The sequence below is a fragment of the Marinobacter sp. UBA3604 genome (genome assembly GCF_002375325.1).
Classification (GTDB): domain Bacteria; phylum Pseudomonadota; class Gammaproteobacteria; order Pseudomonadales; family Oleiphilaceae; genus Marinobacter; species Marinobacter salarius.
In genome coordinates this window covers 1-19,795 of the sequence record NZ_DFMB01000054.1, presented here as the reverse complement: position 1 = coordinate 19,795, position 19,795 = coordinate 1, and the positions used below count along the sequence as shown (strand labels likewise).

The window sequence follows — 19,795 nt, the reverse complement described above, 5'->3', positions numbered from 1 at the left end:
AGAACGGGAGAGATGATGACCGCTGAGGCCACTACCCGCCGCAACGGCGCCGAGCTGTTTGTTCGTGCCCTGGAGAACGAAGGTGTTCGGTACATCTTCGCGGTACCGGGTGAAGAAAACCTGGATCTCCTTGAGGCCCTGCGCGAATCCAGCATTGAGCTGGTGCTCAATCGTCACGAGCAGGCAGCCGGCTTTATGGCCGCGACCTACGGGCGCCTGACAGGCCGTGTGGGCGTTTGCCTGTCGACCCTGGGCCCTGGGGCCACCAACCTGGTAACCGCCGCTGCCTATGCCCAGCTCGGCGGCATGCCAATGATGATGATTTCCGGGCAGAAGCCCATTAAATCGTCCAAACAGGGGCTGTTCCAGATCCTGGATGTGGTGGACCTGATGCGACCACTTACCAAGTACACCCGCCAGATCAGCAACGCCAACACCATCCCCGCCAAGGTGAGGGAAGCCTTCCGGTTGGCCTCGGAAGAGCGCCCCGGTGCGGTTCATCTCGAATTACCGGAAGACATCGCCTCCGAGGTGGCAGAGAGCGATACCCATATCTTCCAGCCCAGTGATGCCCGTCGGCCCACTGCCAGTACCAAGAGCCTGGACATTGCCTGTGACATGATCAGTAAAGCCAGGTATCCGCTGATCATGATTGGCGCCGGCGCTAATCGCAAACGGGTGTCCCAGGCCCTGATCCACCTGGTCAACGTGACTGGCATTCCCTTCTTCACCACCCAGATGGGCAAGGGCGTGGTGGATGAGCGCCACCCCCGTTACCTGGGTAATGCGGCGCTCTCGGCCGGTGATTTTGTGCACTGCGCCATCGATCACGCCGACCTGGTGATCAACGTCGGGCACGATGTGGTTGAGAAACCGCCGTTTTTCATGCATCCCGGCGGCAAGCAGGTTATCCATGTGAACTTCAGCGCCGCCGACGTGGACCCGGTTTACTTCCCCCAGCACGAGGTGGTGGGCGACATTGCCAACAGCGTGGAGTACCTGGCCGAGAAGTGCGGCCAGTGCTCTTCACACGACTTCAGCCGGTTTATGGAAGTGAAAGCGTCCGTGGACAGCCATATGGCCGACAAGGCGGACGATGGCCGTTTCCCGGTTATTCCCCAGCGCATCGTCAACGACGTACGCCAGGTCATGCCCGACGACGGCATCATCGCGCTGGACAATGGCATGTACAAACTCTGGTTTGCCCGCAATTATCCCGCCTACGACAACAACACTGTGCTGCTCGACAATGCCCTGGCTTCCATGGGCGCCGGCCTGCCCAGTGCCATGATGGCGGCCATGCTCTATCCACACCTCAAAGTGATGGCGGTGTGCGGCGACGGTGGCTTCATGATGAATAGTCAGGAGCTGGAAACCGCTGTGCGGCTGAAACTGAACCTGGTGATACTGATCATCAACGACAATGCCTACGGCATGATCAAATGGAAGCAGGCCCAGGAAGGCTTCCAGAACTTCGGGCTGGACTACAACAACCCGGACTTCGTGAAATACGCCGATGCCTATGGTGCCACTGGCCATAGAATCACCCGTACCGAAGACCTGCGGCCGACGCTGAAAAACGCACTGACCTCGGGGGGGGTGCACCTGATCGATGTGCCCGTGGACTACAGCGAAAACCGCCGTGTGTTTGATGAAGAATTGGTAAATCTGACCTGTAACCTCTAAGGCCTGTAGTATTATTCGCCCAGTATTGAACATTGATTGAGGATGGGCGAATGAGTTACTCGTGGTTCAGAGTGGTGGCACTAGCGCTGGCGGCCGTGGTGGTCGCTGGATGCAGCAAGCCGGAAACGCCCCAGGAAGTGGCCGCTGAATTCTGGCAGGCCCTGTCCGAGAAAGACGCGGATACCGTTGCCGATCTATCGACGCTTGCCGCCCCCTCTGCCTTCGATGGCTACGCCCGGGACTGGTCTGGCACCGTGCCTGATTTCGGTCGGGTGGTCATCGACGATCGCGAAGCTACGATCGTAACCCGCCTGCCCGCTGAGAACGGCGTCCCCGGCGAGCGCCGGGAAGTGAATACCTACCTTGTGGAACAGAGTGGCGACTGGTTGGTGGATTATGACCGCACCGGCGAGGCGATCATGAATCCGTCTCCGTTTGCAGGTTTAATCGGAGAAATGAACCGGCTGGGCGAGCGCTTGACGGCCAGTTTCGGACAGTCCTCCGACGATCTCTCTCGCCAGATGGACGCCATTGCCCGCGAATTCGAGGCGTATTCCGACCAGGCCCAGCGCCGGGCAGAGCAGGCCATGGAAGAGTACGGCCAAGTCTTGCAGGGGCTGATGGAAGAGTTGGAGGAATCCATCGAAGAGGCGCTGGAAGACAACCAACGGGCGCCTGAGATAGATCGAAGTGCCTTACAGCGAACCGCGGCGGACCTCAATCGAAGCAGCGACAGGCTGGATGAGCCGGATTTCGACGCCTTTGCCGACAGTTCTCGCGCGTTAGCCGAGGCGGGAGCGCGTTTCTCGCGCCTGAGTGACGATACCTTCAAAAGCTACAAACGCACGTGGGACGCCAAACTGGACGAAATTACCGAACGTAGCCGGGCATTTTTTGAAGAACTTCATGGGCGTGGGTGATAACCCGGCGTCATAGAACTGTCATATTGATCTGGTGTACTGAAGATGTGTTAGTCCCTGAAAGCGACTAAAGGAGCTCCTGCTCCACTGCATCTTTGGGCCAACGGACGGCTCCTTTTTACGCATCCAGCATTACCCCGCCAGCCCGGTAACCACAAACCAGCCGGTCACCAGCGTGAGCGACGTTGCGACTATCGCCAACAACCCGTCCCTTGCTACGATTGCCAGACCGAAGGCCGTCAACGCAGCGCCGCCACCATTGGCGCTGAAGGGCACCACCTCCATCGCCGGCATGGCCAGAGCCACCAACATGCAGATGATGGCCATCACATAGAGCCCTGGCCCGTCCGCCAGAAACACCAAACGCGGCCCCGTCCAGCGATCCAGAAAACGAGCCGGTTTTTGCAGCCAGTCCAGTCCCTTCAAGAGCTTGTCCTGGGGCACGGAGCGCTGGGAGATCCAGGACGGCATCCAGATGGTGCGTCTATGGAACAACAGTTGCCCCAGCGTCAGCAGAACCACCAGCCCCAGAATGGTTGGAACGCCGGGAATGTCACCGATCAACGGCGCCGGGGTGATCAGCCCTGCTACGAGCACCACGGGCCCGAACGAACGTTCCCCCACGCCATTCAGGATATCGTTCACCGACACTCGCCCGGCCCCGGCCGCCGACTCGCGAATCTGCTCCAGCAGTTGTTGCATGTTGGTAGGGTCGCCATTATTGCGCATAGATAGGGCTCTTCCTCGAATCAGGGTAACGTCTGCCAAATCCGGCCTTTAAAACCTACCATTCCCGATAATCGGAAAACAGCGATTGTGGCCGAACAGAAGCGGAAACAATTGAAGCCTTTGCAGACCAGGACTAATCTCGATCCAGCGATAACAAAAACTTCAAAACCCGGAAATCCCCATGGCAGACTTGCTCAACGTTGACTGGATGCTCACCCTCAACCACCTGCTGTTGATGGCCATTGCCTACCTGCTGGCGTTCCCCATCGGTTTCGACCGGGAAGAGCAGGGGCCCAGGATCGGCCTGAGAACCTTCCCGCTGGTGGCCGTGGTTTCATGTGGCTTCATGCTCGTTGGTCGAGCCGTCATCGACTCCCCGGGCGAACAGGGCCGCGTACTGCAAGGCATTGTCACCGGCATCGGTTTCATTGGCGGCGGCGCCATCCTCAAGGACGACAGCCGCGTAATCGGCACCGCCACCGCCGCGAGTATCTGGAACTGTGGCGCGATCGGTGTGGCTGTTGCGTACCACCACCTTGAGATTGCCATAGCCCTGAGCGCCCTGAACTTCTTCACGCTGCGCTACATGGGAAGGCTGGTGCGGTCGGTGACCGGTGAGCCTGTGGTTGAAGATGGGCAGACAACCAAGCCTGTGGAAGTTCGGGAGTCTGATAACGAAAAAAGCCCCTGAAATCAGGGGCTTTTTTCGGTTGGTTGGTGGAGACGGCGTCACTTTAATAAAGTTTTTAAATAATTGATTTAATTGCGTTATTTAAAGTCTGAGTGATATGATTACCCTTATTGTTACCCACAATTTTAGGGGGTATCCTGAAGAACGATGCCTTTTATCGAGCAGCCTTTCACGAACTGGCGAGCCCAAATTGCTTTTAAGGCCGTAGATGAAGACGTTCCAGGCGAACAAAACGCGGATCTCTTGCGGCATTCGGCCGAGCCGCTGATATCAACTTTAGACACTCACCCAGCTTGCTTCCTTGGAGCGACCGATCCGGTACTAGCCTATCCAGCAAAGTTAGGCACTCTTCTGGAGATGATTCACAGAGCCCAGACTTCCATAGTCTTTGAATAGCCGTGTGAGGGAACGGAAGAGGGACAAACCAATTAAAAAACAGGCTAATGGCTTCTGAAAAATCTGTGTTGCTGGCAATTGCGACTGATGCTAAGCCATCAGATAGCTTAGCAGATATCAACAGATTGTTTTTTGGCCAGAAATTATTCCAGAACGGCTTTACTCTGTTCTGCCAAAACTGGTGTCGCTGATCGCCGGCTGCTTTCAGTCTCTCTGCGAGAATACGCGTAGATTGAATTAATCCTTCTTCAGGCAAGTAACTAACTGCCTCCACCAAGTTGGCTTTTTGATCAATGTCTGGCGCTTCGATTGCGGTTAACGTAAGTAGCGCAGCGTATCTTCGTCCAAAAACTCCGAGGTCACCGTAATGCTTGGCTGTTTCAGAAAAATCGTGTAACAGTCGTAATAGCAGTGGGCGGTAAAGGCGTCCTGACCAGATGAAGCCTCTCCAAACAGCACGTGCTTCTTCGCTACTGTTTTCCCAACAAAAATATCTAAGTAAATTATCACTCGTCCATTCTGGGTCAATTCTGTACAGAGATATAAGATATGTGGCCAATACGACTCGACCATGAACAAACTGAGTTTTATCTGAGCTGCAAAGGCTCGTAAAAATGGTCTCAACCGTATCCGGGATTTCATCATTGTCTTTTGGTTTATCTGCCAGCCAACGAGTTATAACAGCCTGAGTCGCTCCTCCTGTTCTATGGTTTCTTGCTGCCATGACGGGATCATCAGTATCGACACCATCACCGTCAACTTCGAGCTCGATCATTCTATTGCAGAGCGAGTAAAACGTATCTTTATCCTTGCGTCCTTTTTCTGCCACTACTTGGAGCCAACGGGTCAAACTTCTCGCTATGTCACGAAGTGGTTCTTCAGGAATTTCCGAGAAGAAGCCTGCGACCATACACCAAGAAAATCGCGCCAATCGCGAATTCTGAGACCATGAATGGAAAGCCTCCCGCCAGCGCTCTGTTGGCCAAGTATTCTCTTGGGCTAATAGTCGAAGCGCGAAAGCAGCTTTGCTTGGATGATTGCGGCAAATTTCTGCCCAAGTGTCTTTCTGGAACAAACTGGTGCTAGGAGGTTTCCTTAGCCAGACTGCAAGTTGATCTTTCTGAAGAGGGGCCTTCTCTATTTTCTGGTTTTCCTCAAAGCCAGGGTCCCCTGTGCCGCTCATCCAGTGAGAAAATTCATCACTCTCATCGGAAGAAAGTTCCCATCTTGGGTGTGACGCGCTTATTTCTGTATACTTTTTGGCCGCGATCTCGGAGAGAGTAGCGCCACCTTCAAGGAGCTTGGCCAAACGAAGCCAAGTGTCGTACTGAGATCTTTCGGTAATCTCGGGCTCATCCGCATCCTTGCTGAACAAATGTCTTGGCGGTCCATCTAAAATTGCAGTTTCCAGAGGTCTTTGTTCTTCGAGCGTTAAGTCGCTCCCTTTTGTGACAAAAAGCCTCAGGATTTCGCGTTTAGTTTCTTCGTCCCAAAGTGATACATGGTCATCCATAAGTACCCAAGACGACCATTTGGCAGAAGAAATTAACTGAGATTTTGACGCTGCGAAGAATGCGAGTCGTTTAAACGTCGGGAATTCAGAGCTAATCCATCGCGTTGCTGTCGACTCAGCTCGTTCAGGGGCTATCGCATTTGTTTGAATCCATGCATCTCTGACGAGTTCCACTAAAATCACCCATTGCTTGAATCCTTGGTTCTGCCAATGGGGTTCGATGGACGGTAAGTCCCATTCGCTGTAGTCGGACGCTACCTCACTATCTCCAATTTCGAGCTTTAACCTGAGCGCATCATGGAGAAGGTTTTCGAAGTCTGGTAGGAGCGTTTCAAGGTGATTTGGCCATTCGGCCAAGGCTTTCAAGGACTGCAAAGATGAGTCAACGTCATCCTCCTGCAGGGTCAATTCCAGATCAATGGAGTCGCTTCTTTCTTCTCTTTCTTCGATTAACTCAAAGGATGGTTTCAACTCAACTTTTGGGGACAGTAACTCACGAAGTTCCAATCTTAAATCTGTGGTCAGACCGAACATTCTGATGCGGTCAGCCCATCTGAATAGATTAAGGTTCATGCCACCCGTTCGGACTCTGTTGGTCAAAAACAACCTCCAAACCAACTCTAAACGAGATGATGGGAAGGCTTCGGGAGCATCGGCGATAATCGTTTCAATCGCATCCGAATCCTTTCTCTGCTTCAAGCCATTCAATAATTCCAAGCGAGACTGAATGAGGTCACAGAAACTCCGGTTAAGCTGACCTCCGCGACGGACCAGTGCAAGGCATAAAGAAGCGTTGCCTAGGTGTCGTATTAACCATCGTGCCATCTGATGCATTACTGCGTCCCATTGCATCTGTCCCTCTGACAAAAGCAGTCCCATCCAAGGTGCGTGCTCGTAAGGAGATGGACGGGATAACAAACTGAATGAGTAGGTTAGGTCGCTTTTCTCATTTGGAGTTACTCCAAATTGCTTTAGGTGTTCCTCTCGATAGCGAAAGCTGTAAAAGACATCTAACCACGCGAGTTTGGGCACCGGGTTGTGGTCGGCGAACAATCTGGCGGGATCACCAGTCCTGTCGGTTATGGCCCACAACAGGCGACCTATGAAATCGTCCTCTTGAGACGATCCCAGTGGGTGAGCCATTGCGTAGTCGAGAACGATCTGTTCTTTCCCTTGAATGCCATCACGGTATGTCTCGGCCCATGCCCAAAGTGTTTTATGCAAGGACGAGTGATCAGGCGGATTGGATTCCGGGACTTCGTATAGGATCGGCTCAACCCCCTTTGCTCCCCACTCTTTCTTAGCTTCTTCATATTCGCTCTTGCCTCCAGCGAAAGATCCAAAAGCATAAGCTTTTGGGGTTGACTCACCTAATCGCCTGTCAGCTGCGAGCGCATCCATCATATATCGAAGAACTGGATCATCGATTGAATAACCAACAAAACAAACCGTGTAGTTTCGGAAAAGCTCAGATACAAACCTCGCTGCCCAGCGGTCCGTGAGATAAGCCTGGCCAAAATCCCCACTGGTTAGGACAAGTTGTTGAAGCCCCTCTGATTCTCTCTTTTGCGGGAGCAGTCCGTGTAAGTGGACGATCCCATCCCAGCGACTATTTTTGGGTATTGGAAGCATCGGTGCACTGAACACCCGCAGCTTCTTGTCTACCTTCGTGAAAATTCGATCAAAATTAGTTGTGACTAAACGAGTTTTGCCGTCACGTGACTTTGAAAGCTCAATCAAGGCCTTGTGTGTAGTCTTTGCATTTTTTCTCTTCAGCTTTGGCGCCAAAACATCATGCAGCACTTCCCGCATGGCAAGCTTTTCGCCGGGGTATCTGCGTTCAAGTAACTCGAGGGCGGAATCATATTTACTCTGATTTAAGGCTTTTTGTTCAAATACTTCAGGAACTGTGCCCAATGCAGCGTATACATCCGATACCAAACCTTTAAAGGTGGGAAGTCCGGCGGGATAGGAAATTCCAGCCCCACAAAAAAAGACGACATGACCTTCTTCATGTTCTTGAAGGAGTTTCTCGGGAACGTCCGGCCCGTTGTTAACAAACTGCATTCAAATTCCTTTTGACTCTCATGGTATTGCCCGTCAGGAGGAAGAGTTAAATCAGTGATACTAAGAAAGATGCAACCTAAAACCTAGCACTCCCGTGAGTCTTTTCAGTTTTTCGGTAATCCCAACCGGCATCAACGAGCAAAGGAATCGCAATGTTTCGCGTTCGTTTGTTTTGTAAGGCACCGAGGTACCGTCCGTTATTTTGAACCTGGACTTTGTGGATCTGAGGGCTAATAAGTTGTGGAGAGCCCACAAGGTCCCCCAGCCCACACGGGATTGCTCCCAAGATCATTGTGTCGACTGCCGCCAGAAAGACCTTCGTGCTTAAATATCCTTTTTATGTGCGTCGGCGAGAAAACCGGAAGACGATCTGGTAGAGCGCCCCCTCATCGACTCAAAATAATTTCAGACCTATATCACCTCTGTGAACCAGGGCACTGACAGTGCCTTCCCTCCATATTCACAGAGGTAATCTCTAATGTCTGAACAATGTCCCAACTGCCTGTCCCAGCGGATTGGCAAGAACAACTACGGCAAGAAAGCCGCTGGTGTGGTTGGCGCGTCTGCCGGTACCTACGGCGGCTATGCGGCTGCCACGGCCGGTGCCCAAGCGGGTGCCGCCCTGGGGATCGTTGCTGGTCCAGTGGGTGCGACCGTAGGCGGTATCGGTGGTGCCGTCATTGGTGCGCTACTAGGTGGTGCAACGGGCGCTTCTGCTGGCGTGATTCTGGGCGATGTCCTGGATGACCGTGTGCTGGATAACCTTCGCTGCCTTGATTGCGGCTATTCCTTCAGTACCGATCCTGACTCCCGCGACGATATCCGCTAATTCCCCTCGCAAATTCCATAGGAGTACAACCATGGCTCATCTCATCGAGCAAATGGCCTACGTTGGCCAAACCCCGTGGCATGGCCTGGGGAACGAACTCACCTCGAATCAGCCCCTGGAGGTCTGGGCAAAGCAAGCCGGTCTGGACTGGCAGATCCAGGAAAGCCCGGTCCGTTATGTAACTAATACTGGCGGCACCCTGGGCGAGATCCTGTCCTACCCGGATTCCAAGGTGCTTTACCGCTCCGATACAAGGGCACCGTTGTCGGTGGTTGGTAACCGTTTTAAGGTGGTTCAGCCCGAGGAAATCCTAGAGTTCTACCGGGACCTGACTGAAGTCTCCGGTTTTGAGCTGGAAACGGCTGGTGTTTTGAAAGGTGGCCGGAAAATGTGGGCACTCGCCCGTACGGGTCAGTCGGGCATGCTCAAGGGCAATGACCAGACCAATGCATACGTGCTGCTGGCCACCGCCTGTGACGGCACCATGGCAACCACTGCTCAGTTCACCAGTATCCGCGTGGTGTGTAACAACACTCTCGCGGTTGCCCTGAAAGGCTCCACCGCCAATGCCGTCAAGGTGAAGCACAACACCGCCTTCGATGCGGACCTGGTGAAGAAGCACCTGGGTATCTCCGTATCCGCGTGGGACGACTTCATGTACCGCCTGAAGACCCTGAGCGAACGGAAGGTGAGAGCCACAGAGGCCAGGAACTACTTCCTAAAGGTGTTCACTGACGATTCCGGAAATGGCGTAGGCAAAACCAACGAGCGATCCATGGCCAAAGCGCTGTCCCTCTATGAAGGCAAGGGCATGGGGGCCACGTTGGCTTCATCGGACGGCACGGCATACGGCCTGCTGAATGCTGTCACTGAGTTCATCGACCACCAGCGCCGGGCCAAAACCGTTGACCACCGGCTGGATTCCGCTTGGTTCGGAACCGGTGCCGCTGTTAAGAACCGTGCATTAGAGCAGGCCATGTCACTTGTGGCCTGAGCCAGTCTCACAAGTCTCAAAACCGCCATAAAGCCCGCCGGAGCCTGATGCTCTGGCGGGCTTTTTTATGTCTGGAGGAAAACACCATGAACATCAGTGCAAACACAATTCAGAAACAGCGACCGGCATTGCGGCTGGTCTCCACCAAGGGGCTCAGCCGGGATGAATGGCTGAAAGTGCGCAAGCAGGGCATTGGTAGTAGTGATGCCGCTGCAGCCGTTGGCATGAACCCTTATCAATCCCAGTTGGAGCTCTGGATGGTGAAGACCGGCAGAGACGCTGGCTTACCAAAACCAGATTCGGATGATCCCACCTCGCCGGTCTACTGGGGCCATATCCTGGAACCAATTGTGGCCGAGCAGTACAGCCAGCAGACGGGCCGGAAAGTGCGCCGGGTGAATGCTGTATTGCAGCATCCAGATCCGGAAAAGCACTGGATGTTGGCCAACCTGGATTACTCCGTGGTGACCGATGACGACGTGCAGATCCTGGAATGCAAAACGGCAGGGGAGTTCGGCTCACGCCTCTGGAAAGAGGGTGTGCCGGACTACATCCAGTGCCAGGTGCAGCACCAATTGGCGGTCACCGGCAAACAGGCGGCGGACGTGTGCGTTCTGCTGTGTGGTCAGGAGTTGAAGATCTATCGCATTGAACGAAATGAAGAGCTCATCGAAGCGCTGTACGTGTTGGAGCGCCAGTTCTGGGACTTCGTGGAAACGGATACTCCTCCACCGGTCGATGGAACAGACTCTGCAGAACGTGCCTTGCGCCATCTGTACCCAGTGGACAGAGGGGAGACCCTGGACTTCAGCCAGAGCAAGGACCTGTCGGATGCGTTCGACGAGCTACTGGCCATCCGCTCGGAAATGGAAAGCCTTAAATCCACTGAATCCCACCTGAAGCAGCGAATCGAGAGCCAGATGGGCGAAGCGTCAACGGCAACCTTCCCAAGCGGCAGCGTCAGCTGGAAGCGGAGCAAGGATTCCGTTGGGCTTAACGTGAAACAGTTGTTGAAGGATCAGCCAGAACTGCTGGAGCAATACCCACTGACGAAGCCAGGAAGCCGTCGATTCCTCATCCAAGCATAAAACCCCCATTGGCCACGCGGGCGTGACGAGTGCCCCGTGGTCCTTTTTCAGGAGAGTCATCATGATTAAAGGTTTAGCCATCACGCCTCCCGTGTTGGGGCGCATCAGCATTGGCCGGGTTGTCGAAAAGAATGGCATCCGGCTACCCAAGAAAGACGATCAATTCACCATCACCTCTCAGGTCCAGGAAAAGGATGGTTGGGTACTTCATCCCATAGATGAGGAGCTGAGAAAGGATGCGCAAAACGGAAAGCTTCGAACTATCCCGGTACGCATGCTCTTCAATGACGCGGACCTCAACCTGAGGGCTGAGTACACCATGTTTGATCGTAAAAGCGGGCGCCCAATGTGTGTAGGTAATGGCGACGCCTGTAAGCGCCTGACGCAATCAGGAGTGCAGTCTTTGCCATGCCCGGGACCAACGTTGTGCGAGTTCGGTAAAGGAGGCTTGTGCAAGCCCTACGGCCGCCTAAACGTCAAGGTCGGTGACGACGATGATCTCGGCACCTTCATCTTTCGCACGACCGGTTACAACAGCATTCGGACGCTTGCTGCCAGACTGAGCTACTACCAGGCAGTTTCTGGTGGTCTATTGGCGTACATGCCATTGGAATTGAAGCTGCGGGGCAAAAGCACGACGCAGAGTCATCGCACGCCGATCTACTATGTGGATTTGGTGCTCAAGGAAGGGATGTCACTGCAGGAAGCGGTGGCTGAGGCAAGGGAAAGGGCCAAGCAGGTAAAAGAGGAGGGCGTTGACCAGGCCGCACTAGATGCGGCGGCTGCGAAGGGCCTTGGCAATGGGCTGTTTGAATACGATGAGGATGAGATGGCGCAGGTGGTTGAGGAGTTTTATTCGTCAGAGCCAGAGAGTTTGCCGAATAATTATCCAACGGTATTGAAATTGAGAGAAGAGCTGAGGACCACTGGCTCAACTGCCCAGCAGTGATAATACGAGTGGCCGAACACGGCCACTCGTATAGATCAGAAGTTTGCGTTTATTTTTTGGCAGGCTCGACATCCCTCCGATACAGTAGCTGCCTATCTACCACGTCTTGCACTAGCGGGTTTCAAAAAATCTACAATCTAGCAGCGCATAGTGCGATAACCTTGGATTGCAAAAGCAGTTGATCTAAAAAGCAAAAGTTCGATGCCAATGCTTTTGACTGGTGGCGTTTTGGGTTTCAGCGCAGACTGAGCCGAGAAAATTGTTGGGGTAAAAAGGGGATTTATGGAAGTTAAGCTATGGGAAGGCGGCTTGCAGTCGCAAGAGATCAAAGCGATTGAAATTATTCAGGAGGCCTTCAGTCCAGATCCGATTTCTGGCAAGTCAAGGCCCAAATCTGGTAGTTCGATGCAAGATCAAATGCGTGGCCTAGGGCTCAAAGGTATGTTTCCCTGGAAAGGTTACGCTGGCTTTCGGTTTGTAGATGCGAAGGGTAACGAAGGTGAGTTTGACCTAGTTATCGTCACTCACTGTAATGTCCTGATCGTCGAGCTCAAAGATTGGAATCACGGAGAGGTCAAGTCGAGAGGGGATCGTTGGTATAAGAATGACGTCGATATGGGGCGGTCACCAGTTAGCGTCACTCAAAAGAAAGTGCATTTGTTAAAGAACAAGCTTGAGCGCTTCAAACATAGATTCAGCAATTCTGGCTGGACGCCCTTCGTTCATCATTTCGTGGTTATGACGGGTAATGCTGGATTCTCGAAAATTACTGACCAAGAGAGAATCCATACATTAAGCCTCAAGGAATTCTTGAGCCTTGCCGATGAGGGCAACTTCAACAAGAAATTCGTCAAAGTCCACTCGAATGCCAAGGTGCTTAATCAAGATTTCGACATTTTTGATGAACTATTTCTCGGCAACAATACGGCGCCAAAGCAAATCCGAGTTGATGGCTATCGGGCGACAGACCTCATTTTCGAACATCCCCAGAAGGTCTATAAAGAATTCCAAGCGGTATCTGAAATATCCAAAGGCGATGAGGCTTTATTGCGGCTGTGGAATTTTGAGAACCTCAGTGGTTCTAAGGCAAAAACGGCCGATGGCAGATTCGCCATTGTGTCGCGGGAGCGAGAGGTGCTTCAGTTCATAAAGCACCAAGATCATGACCTTTATAAACATTGCCTTCGCTCATTAACGAGCGTGCAAAAGGACGAGGTAACAACCGAGTACTCAGAGGTTTATGAACTTCCTCCTAATCATCTCAGATTCAATGAATTTATAGCGAAGCATGGCCCGTCTTTCTCAGATATTGATAAATCCAATTTGATGAAGTTGCTCGTCGCAAAGTTTGCAGACCTTCACCAAATAAAAGTTGCACACCGTGATCTTGGTGATCACAGCATTTGGATTTCTCCGAGCAAGGAAGTTGCTCTGTCGAACTTCATCTCGGCTTATCACAAGCCGGCTGGTACTGTTGGCGACTATCGGCAGTTTCTTGCAGTAAACGAGATTCTTGATGGTGCCGACTTGGAAGGCGTTGGAACGCCTTTCGAGGCTGATGTTCGCGCGCTTGGACTATTGTCTTGGCATATCTTGAATGCAAAACGTATTTCGCCAAAAAGTATCGCGGAGATAAAGGAAGAGGCTGTAACGAGTACGAGCTTCTACGGGCCTGTTCTGTTGAGTGCACTCACAGGCGGCCATTTCGCTGATGCCACTGAACTCTTCGATGCACTAAAAGACGCTGAACCAAAAGACGGGGAAATACTTTCTTTTGACCAGGCAGAGCTCGATCCGTACCGAAAGACGATAAATCACTCCCGGCAGTTTCGTGAAGATGATGATTTTTTGGTAGAGACTGAGGAGAGGGAGGTTTATCTATCAAACGGACTGATTGTAAAGGCCTGGCTTAACGTAGCGGCCGCTGATGATGCGTCATCAGGCCACAAGCTTCTTCACTTCTTGCGGCGCGTTGAAAAACTCCAGGCTGCGTCACCCCATTACATACCTTGTATTCGAGAATTTGGTATTGCCACCAAGTCCGCGAGTCTTTACGTGGTGATGGATAATGCAGAAGGTTTCCACTGGAATGAACTTAGTCTGGAGGAGCCCGATAAGTTCATATTTATCAAAAGGCTAATTGACGCAGTTGAACATCTTCACGGGATGAACATCGCCCATGGCGACCTCCATCCGGGAAACGTCATTGCAGGACGTGAAGATGGCGACTATGCGCTGTATCTGATCGATATTCCGGACTACTCTGCCGATTCTGAAGAGACTTTCAACCATCGATATAGTCCAGAGAATATCGACTCCTGCACCGCATATGAGCGCGACAACTATGCGGTCATGAGAATGGCTTGTGAGCTATTGGGAATTGAGTGGGAGAAGTCTTCTGAAGAGTATAAATATATTACGGACGCTGTTGCTGAGGAATTAGAAGATACGCTATTTGGCTTCAAAGATCTTGCTCGCTTTAAGTCTGCGATCCAAACACCTGAAAGTGAGCTTGCCCAGCCGGTTAATATTTCGCTTAAGGGTTCCTTCGAACCAATAACGATTTACCCTGACAATGGACACTTATATGTCCAGATCGAACCAAGTAATAAAGACCCTTCGGATGCAAGAGTGCGAATGCTGGGAATCGGTGGCAGCGTCGATTTGATATTTAAAGTGAAAGATCGCGCTTTTGTCGTGGGGTTTGCCCCTCGTGCTAGATCATCTGTTCGAAGGGATGACACTGAAAAAAGCCAATTGGAGTTAGACTTCCCGATACGCGTCGCCCCTAGCTCTGGGTATGACCTATCGGAGCTTTCAAAGAAGCTTGAAAGCAGTGATGCATTCGCCCGTGCGATCGAGCTCGCGCTTCAAAAAGAAGAATTAAAGGAAGTTGCTGCCGTTGAGTCAGTTATGGACTCAAATGAGATCGCTCCAGAAGCGATTGAAGAATTTGGTACTCGGACTGAGCCAGAGCTCAGAATTTCTACCGAAAACTTGTGGAAGGCAATCCTCGAGACGGAAACGGAGTCGTATCCCTATATCGAGGTATACGATGGCCCGAGACCGGTAAAAGACAACAAAGACCAACTCATTATCCCTTACCAAGCTGATGTCGATGCTCTTGGTCAGTTTCGAAAGACCGACGTTATCGAAGCGTTGATTCTAGATAAAGATAAAGAGATCTCTATAGGAGAGGTCCTCTTGAAGCAGTCAGCGCTGAACGAAATTCGGCTATCGAAATTACGTTTCAAGGCCAAGAACTTGTCTGAAGGCGATCTCATCTTTTTCAGGACAAAGCAGGACAGAGCGTCCTATGAAAAGAGAAAAGCGGCATTGCAATGCTTGTTGGATCGAGAAGGTTTAATCACCAACCTAGTCACCTATTTCGATCCATCGTGCGCGCTTTCTGCTCAAACCTACGATGTTGATGTCACTGAGGAGGATTTTTCTCGTTACGACAGGACAGATGACCAAGGAAATTTAATAAGCCTCAACCAACAGCAGCGCGGAGCTTTTCAGAAGTTAATACAAAATGGTCCACTTTCTCTGTTGCAAGGGCCCCCAGGAACTGGGAAAACCGAATTCATAGCGGCATTCGTCCATTACCTAATTGAGAAGCAGCAGGTCCAAAGAGTTCTGCTAGTGAGTCAGTCGCATGAGGCCGTGAACACGGCTGCAGAGCGGATTCGCAATCACTGTGCGAGGTTGGACACATCACTTGATGTGGTTAGATTTAGCAACCGGGAAGGTGCGGTTTCCTCTGGGCTGAAGGATGTCTACTCGAATTCGATCATCTCAGAAAAAAGAGAGCTTTTCCGCGCAGAAGCTAAACATCGTGCCAGTTCGCTAGGGAGAGCATTGGGGCTAGAACCTGGCTACTTGTCGGCATTGGTTAATGTTGAACTAAAGCTTTTCCGACAAATTGATCACTCCACGTCGTTAATGGACTCTTTAGCTAGCCAGAAGTTAGAGGCGGAGGACGCCAAGGAATTGAAGAAGTCTCTGAAGGAACTGAATGAGACGATTCGTATATCAATGCACGAAGAGTTTGGAATTGATCTGGCGCCCGAAGATGGTGTTGATGTGGCTAAAAAGCGTGTGATTGATAAGCTGAATCACGACTACGCGGTTAGGCCAGATGAAGCTTTGCGGGCGAGAGCGCTGGCGAAGATCTCTCGAGATATGTTGAACGTGCTTGAGACGGAAGAAGTCAACTATGATGAATTTCTAGCGAGGTCTCGCCAGTTGGTGGCTGGCACATGTGTTGGAATCGGACAGCGCCATATTGGGATTCGAGAGAACCAATACGACTGGGTGATAATCGATGAGGCAGCTCGCTCAATATCCAGTGAACTAGCAATTGCTATGCAGGCCGGCAAACGGGTTTTGCTCGTCGGTGACCATAAACAGCTGCCGCCACTCTACACCATTCCCCACAAGCAGGCGTTAGCCCGTCGACTCGGCATATCAGCTTCAGCGAGCGATTTGGATGTAATGCTTCAAAGCGACTTCGCACGCGCTTTTGAGTCCAAGTTCGGCGATCAAGTCGGAGCGACTTTGCTGACTCAATATCGCATGGGGCCCCAAATAGGGGATCTGGTCTCTGAAGTTTTTTACGATGGGAAGCTTGGCAATGGGAATCGCGCTATTCCAGACATTTATGATCCTTTGCCGACTGCGCTGCAAGCGCCGGTAACTTGGCTCGATACATCTAGCTTGGGAGCTAAGGCAAATCATCAGAGCGATAAAGGGGTGAGTATTTACAATAGGAGCGAGGCTGACCTCATTATCAAACTGCTTAAAGAGGTAGCAGAGAACCTGGACTTGCTGCTCGACCTGAAATCCTCAGTCAAAGACGGAGAGCCTGCAATCGGTGTGATATGCATGTATGGAGAGCAGAAGCGAATTCTTCGCCAAAAGTTCAAGGAAGTTCAATGGGATGATGATTTCAAGGCACTGGTGAAGATCGATACTGTGGATAGCTATCAAGGCAAAGAGAACAGAATCATTATTCTGTCACTCACGAGGTCAGACAAGCATCAAAGCCCTGGTTTCCTAAAAGCCCCGAATCGAATAAACGTAGCTTTGTCTCGGGCAATGGACCGATTATTAATTGTCGGCTCGTTGCAGATGTGGCAGTCAAAAAACAAAGACCTTCCGTTAGGGAGGGTTGCGAGTTTCATGGAGGAGAAAGGGCCGAGCGGCGGTTACCGATTCGTAAATGCGCAAACCGGTAAGGAACAGGGAGGGCAGGTGCAATGAGTCAGGAAATGAACGTTGCTTATCACGAAGTGGACTTTTTACTGCCCGTTCATAGATTCAATATCCGGTTTTCATATGTCACGAAAAAGGGGCTGCCATTCGTGCGAGAGTTTGTGTTGAGACTGGTTCACGTTTCTCCGATGATGCCGGCGGATATTGCAAACTACTTTGGGTTGGCCAAGAGAGAGGCAGATGAAGCGATCAGTGATTTAGTCGACAAAGGGGATCTTCAGTTTCTAGAAAATGGCCAGATTGACCTGACAGCGCAGGCCCGGGGCTATTTTGTTCAATTGGGGGCGACACCACACGTCTCAACACTAATGGAAAGCGGCGGCGCTTTTGCCTTCGAACTGGCAAGTTTTAATTGTGTAGGCAGAAAACGTACAAATGAAAGCTGGGTGCCTGGTCTGAGGTTGGAAGTTCCAAATGAAACGATCGCTAACAGTGAGCGCTTGGCAAAACGAAAATTTCAAGAGAATTTCCACAAGATCCAGGAGCAAGGATTTTGGGAACATAAGTCCGTCAACGACGAACCGGGCAGACCCAGCATTTATACCATGGAGTCTGTTCGCAAGCTGGGGCAGGAGCCGCTTAGGCTGACTAGTAGGTTCGCCATGGATCTAGACGGCATGCAGGTTGAAAGGGCGGACTACGATGTTTTGGAGGACTCCTCCACAGTTCAAGAGCTCGTCACCGACGCTCTTGCTTCCGCTCAAAAACCAACGAACTTTGAAGAGATCACGAGGGCGATGGAAATATTGGAGGATCGTGATACTCCAGTTCTGCTCAATGATTCCTCAATCGATATCGCCAAGCTGATGCTGGATCAACAGGAGGGCTCGCTAGACGACCCTGTCCGGATTCCGCTTTTAGGCCCGATCTATTCCAAGGAAAACTGGGAACTAATCGTTCGATACCTAGATAGGCACGTCGATTCACCGAAAAGTAGTGACGAATCTCCTCCAGATTTGCTGTGGCTTGCGCCTGCTGACGGGTTCTGGGGTCAAACCGTGCGGACCAATGCCTGTCTTGATTCATTAATAGATCGCGCTGTGACTAAGGGGAAGAAGCCCGCTCGGCTTTATACGCCAAAGCTTTTTGTACCAGTTCAGGATGCAAAAGATCGCCTTACGATCAACCGTTGGAAGCAGCAGTTCTCGAAACAGAGTTCCGTTGTCTTTGGTCTCGTAGAAGGGTTCCTGGATGGAAACGTAGAGGTCCTGCTGTACCCTGAACGTTGGGCGGCAGTGTCATACCACGTTTCCAGGCCCGAGAGTCTTCCGGTTACCCTCCCGGTGGGCTTCATCACAGCTGATCCGGAGAGTGTTCGGGTAATTACTGGTTTGGTTGACGACTACATTAAAAGCGTAGTTGGCTTTGAAGATCCACGGGATCTGGGGCTGCTACGACAGTTGTAAGGACTTGCATGGCTGTGTTTGGCGAGATTAATTCTTTCTTGGATTTCTGTGAGAGAGTCAAAAGGTGGTTTGGTAAAAACAAAGGACCTGCCATCAATGACAATCCGGCGAAGAGATTTTTTGAGCTGTTTGAAGCTCACGGAATACACCGAAATCAGATTCCTCGGTACGTCAGTCAGAAGCTTTCCCTGACAGATGTTCAAGATGAAAAAAGCCTTCTAAAAAAACTAGATCAGAAAATGATTGATGATGCCGCTGACCTTTTCGCAGTCAATCGGGAATGGTTGGAATGTGCAAGTCCAGACATTTACATCGCTCATGATTTTTACAAAAGACCAAAGAAATTCCTGGCTTTCATAGAAGAGGTTCTTTCAAAGGGCTCGGATCTCCAAGGAATTATTTACACATCAGCGACCGAAGAGTCACCTCAACGCGAAGATACGTTTATCCTCTTGGAGGAGGATTTCTCTATCGGTGAGGGCCAAGTGCTATCACGCTATCATATCTGCAACAACTGGCATTTTAACTATGGAAAGTCCCGTGCTTATCTAACCGCCTGTGTTGCTGCAGCTTGGAAAAAGGACGTGTTTCTCCATGGGAGAAAGGTACCTCATGAGTTCATTACCAAGTATGCAGAAGGTCAAAGCCTTTTGGGTGAGGATATACGAGATCATTCGCCTGGCCAGCATTGGCATCCCGAAGATATGGCGTTGGACCCTGATAAACTTCTTGCTGGGTTCCGAGAAGGTCATAATAAGGTTTCTGCACTCGAGACCATAATCAGAGTTCAAAGTGATGACGAACAATTCACGTTGAACGAGATGTATAGCGTTTTACGGGGCGTGCCATTTTCGGAAAAGCTGAAATCGCTTGAACAGAGCGCGGAGTAGCCAGTTTTAACCTAGCTCTGCAGCACTGACCATATAGGTTGGCGCAGACTTATATTCAGCTAGCGGAGTTGATTGGCTATGTTCAAACATTTCCTTCGACCTCGATTCCATTCTTAGCCAGCCAGCTCTTCCGCCGCTCATAATCCGGCATAACCCGCTCAACCCGCTTCCAAAACTGGGGTGTATGGTGTGGCTCATGCAAGTGCGTGAGTTCATGCACCACCACATACTCCACGATCTCTCTCGGTAACAGGATTGTCTTCCAATTGAAGTAAAGGCGGTTACCCCTGCCGCAAGATCCCCAGCGATAACCCAGGTCTTGAATTCTGACGCCTGCATGTCACCGCCGGAGTAATACTG

General features: G+C 51.4%; 12 protein-coding genes and 1 pseudogene. 10 read left to right on the top strand and 3 right to left on the bottom strand.

Translation table 11 applies throughout. The features are described 5' to 3' along the window. Nucleotides 1-15: 15 nt before the first annotated feature. Nucleotides 16-1,686, top strand: a complete 1,671-nt coding sequence (locus tag B2590_RS15930; protein WP_286811137.1) for an acetolactate synthase large subunit — start codon at nucleotides 16-18, stop codon at nucleotides 1,684-1,686. A gap of 50 nt (nucleotides 1,687-1,736) precedes the next feature. Next, nucleotides 1,737-2,606, top strand: a complete 870-nt coding sequence (locus B2590_RS15925; protein WP_286811138.1) for a hypothetical protein — start codon at nucleotides 1,737-1,739, stop codon at nucleotides 2,604-2,606. Nucleotides 2,607-2,738: 132 nt separating this feature from the next. Here the strand turns inward: B2590_RS15925 and B2590_RS15920 are convergent, their stop codons facing one another. Next, a complete protein-coding gene (locus tag B2590_RS15920) occupies nucleotides 2,739-3,335 on the bottom strand; it encodes an exopolysaccharide biosynthesis protein (protein ID WP_286811139.1) in 597 nt (198 codons plus the stop codon). A 181-nt stretch (nucleotides 3,336-3,516) separates the two neighbouring features. Between B2590_RS15920 and B2590_RS15915 the strand changes: the two genes are divergently transcribed. Next, a complete protein-coding gene (locus B2590_RS15915; protein ID WP_036212145.1) occupies nucleotides 3,517-4,026 on the top strand; it encodes an MgtC/SapB family protein in 510 nt (169 codons plus the stop codon). 196 nt (nucleotides 4,027-4,222) lie between these two features. Here B2590_RS15915 and dsr1 read toward each other — a convergent pair whose 3' ends face one another. Continuing rightward, entirely contained in the window at nucleotides 4,223-8,002 is a 3,780-nt protein-coding gene (dsr1, locus tag B2590_RS15910) for an anti-phage defense-associated sirtuin Dsr1 (protein ID WP_286811140.1), read from the bottom strand. Nucleotides 8,003-8,480: 478 nt separating this feature from the next. Here dsr1 and B2590_RS15905 point away from each other — a divergent pair, with 478 nt between their 5' ends. The 7 genes from B2590_RS15905 (at nucleotide 8,481) to B2590_RS15875 (ending at nucleotide 19,435) form a co-directional block, all read left to right on the top strand. Beyond that, nucleotides 8,481-8,831, top strand: a complete 351-nt coding sequence (locus B2590_RS15905) for a hypothetical protein (protein ID WP_286811141.1) — start codon at nucleotides 8,481-8,483, stop codon at nucleotides 8,829-8,831. Between the two features lie 31 nt (nucleotides 8,832-8,862). Beyond that, complete coding sequence (locus B2590_RS15900; RefSeq protein ID WP_286811142.1) at nucleotides 8,863-9,825, top strand: DUF932 domain-containing protein; 963 nt, start codon at nucleotides 8,863-8,865, stop codon at nucleotides 9,823-9,825. Nucleotides 9,826-9,911: 86 nt separating this feature from the next. After that, nucleotides 9,912-10,913 carry a YqaJ viral recombinase family protein gene (locus B2590_RS15895; RefSeq protein WP_286811143.1) on the top strand — a complete coding sequence of 334 codons (1,002 nt, stop codon included), beginning with the start codon at nucleotides 9,912-9,914 and terminating at the stop codon, nucleotides 10,911-10,913. 61 nt (nucleotides 10,914-10,974) lie between these two features. Beyond that, a complete protein-coding gene (locus B2590_RS15890; RefSeq protein WP_286811144.1) occupies nucleotides 10,975-11,862 on the top strand; it encodes a hydrolase or metal-binding protein in 888 nt (295 codons plus the stop codon). Between the two features lie 282 nt (nucleotides 11,863-12,144). Beyond that, nucleotides 12,145-17,127, top strand: a complete 4,983-nt coding sequence (locus B2590_RS15885) for an AAA domain-containing protein (protein WP_286847993.1) — start codon at nucleotides 12,145-12,147, stop codon at nucleotides 17,125-17,127. Next, nucleotides 17,124-18,545, top strand: a complete 1,422-nt coding sequence (locus B2590_RS15880; protein ID WP_286847992.1) for a hypothetical protein — start codon at nucleotides 17,124-17,126, stop codon at nucleotides 18,543-18,545. The genes B2590_RS15885 and B2590_RS15880 overlap by 4 nt, the downstream gene beginning before the upstream one ends. 8 nt (nucleotides 18,546-18,553) lie before the next feature. Continuing rightward, on the top strand, nucleotides 18,554-19,435 hold the full coding sequence (locus B2590_RS15875; RefSeq protein WP_286847991.1) for a hypothetical protein: 882 nt from the start codon (nucleotides 18,554-18,556) through the stop codon (nucleotides 19,433-19,435). Nucleotides 19,436-19,517: 82 nt separating this feature from the next. Here B2590_RS15875 and B2590_RS15870 read toward each other — a convergent pair. After that, a pseudogene (locus B2590_RS15870) lies at nucleotides 19,518-19,772 on the bottom strand (M48 family metallopeptidase); the annotation flags it as partial. Between the last annotated feature and the right edge of the window lie 23 nt (nucleotides 19,773-19,795).

What these genes read in the sequence shown, in the direction of transcription:
- B2590_RS15930 (WP_286811137.1), top strand. Translation starts at nt 16, where the DNA reads ATGACCGCTGAGGCCACTACCCGCCGCAACGGCGCCGAGCTGTTTGTT.
- B2590_RS15925 (WP_286811138.1), top strand. Translation starts at nt 1,737, where the DNA reads ATGAGTTACTCGTGGTTCAGAGTGGTGGCACTAGCGCTGGCGGCCGTG.
- B2590_RS15920 (WP_286811139.1), bottom strand. Translation starts at nt 3,335, where the DNA reads ATGCGCAATAATGGCGACCCTACCAACATGCAACAACTGCTGGAGCAG.
- B2590_RS15915 (WP_036212145.1), top strand. Translation starts at nt 3,517, where the DNA reads ATGGCAGACTTGCTCAACGTTGACTGGATGCTCACCCTCAACCACCTG.
- dsr1 (WP_286811140.1), bottom strand. Translation starts at nt 8,002, where the DNA reads ATGCAGTTTGTTAACAACGGGCCGGACGTTCCCGAGAAACTCCTTCAA.
- B2590_RS15905 (WP_286811141.1), top strand. Translation starts at nt 8,481, where the DNA reads ATGTCTGAACAATGTCCCAACTGCCTGTCCCAGCGGATTGGCAAGAAC.
- B2590_RS15900 (WP_286811142.1), top strand. Translation starts at nt 8,863, where the DNA reads ATGGCTCATCTCATCGAGCAAATGGCCTACGTTGGCCAAACCCCGTGG.
- B2590_RS15895 (WP_286811143.1), top strand. Translation starts at nt 9,912, where the DNA reads ATGAACATCAGTGCAAACACAATTCAGAAACAGCGACCGGCATTGCGG.
- B2590_RS15890 (WP_286811144.1), top strand. Translation starts at nt 10,975, where the DNA reads ATGATTAAAGGTTTAGCCATCACGCCTCCCGTGTTGGGGCGCATCAGC.
- B2590_RS15885 (WP_286847993.1), top strand. Translation starts at nt 12,145, where the DNA reads ATGGAAGTTAAGCTATGGGAAGGCGGCTTGCAGTCGCAAGAGATCAAA.
- B2590_RS15880 (WP_286847992.1), top strand. Translation starts at nt 17,124, where the DNA reads ATGAGTCAGGAAATGAACGTTGCTTATCACGAAGTGGACTTTTTACTG.
- B2590_RS15875 (WP_286847991.1), top strand. Translation starts at nt 18,554, where the DNA reads ATGGCTGTGTTTGGCGAGATTAATTCTTTCTTGGATTTCTGTGAGAGA.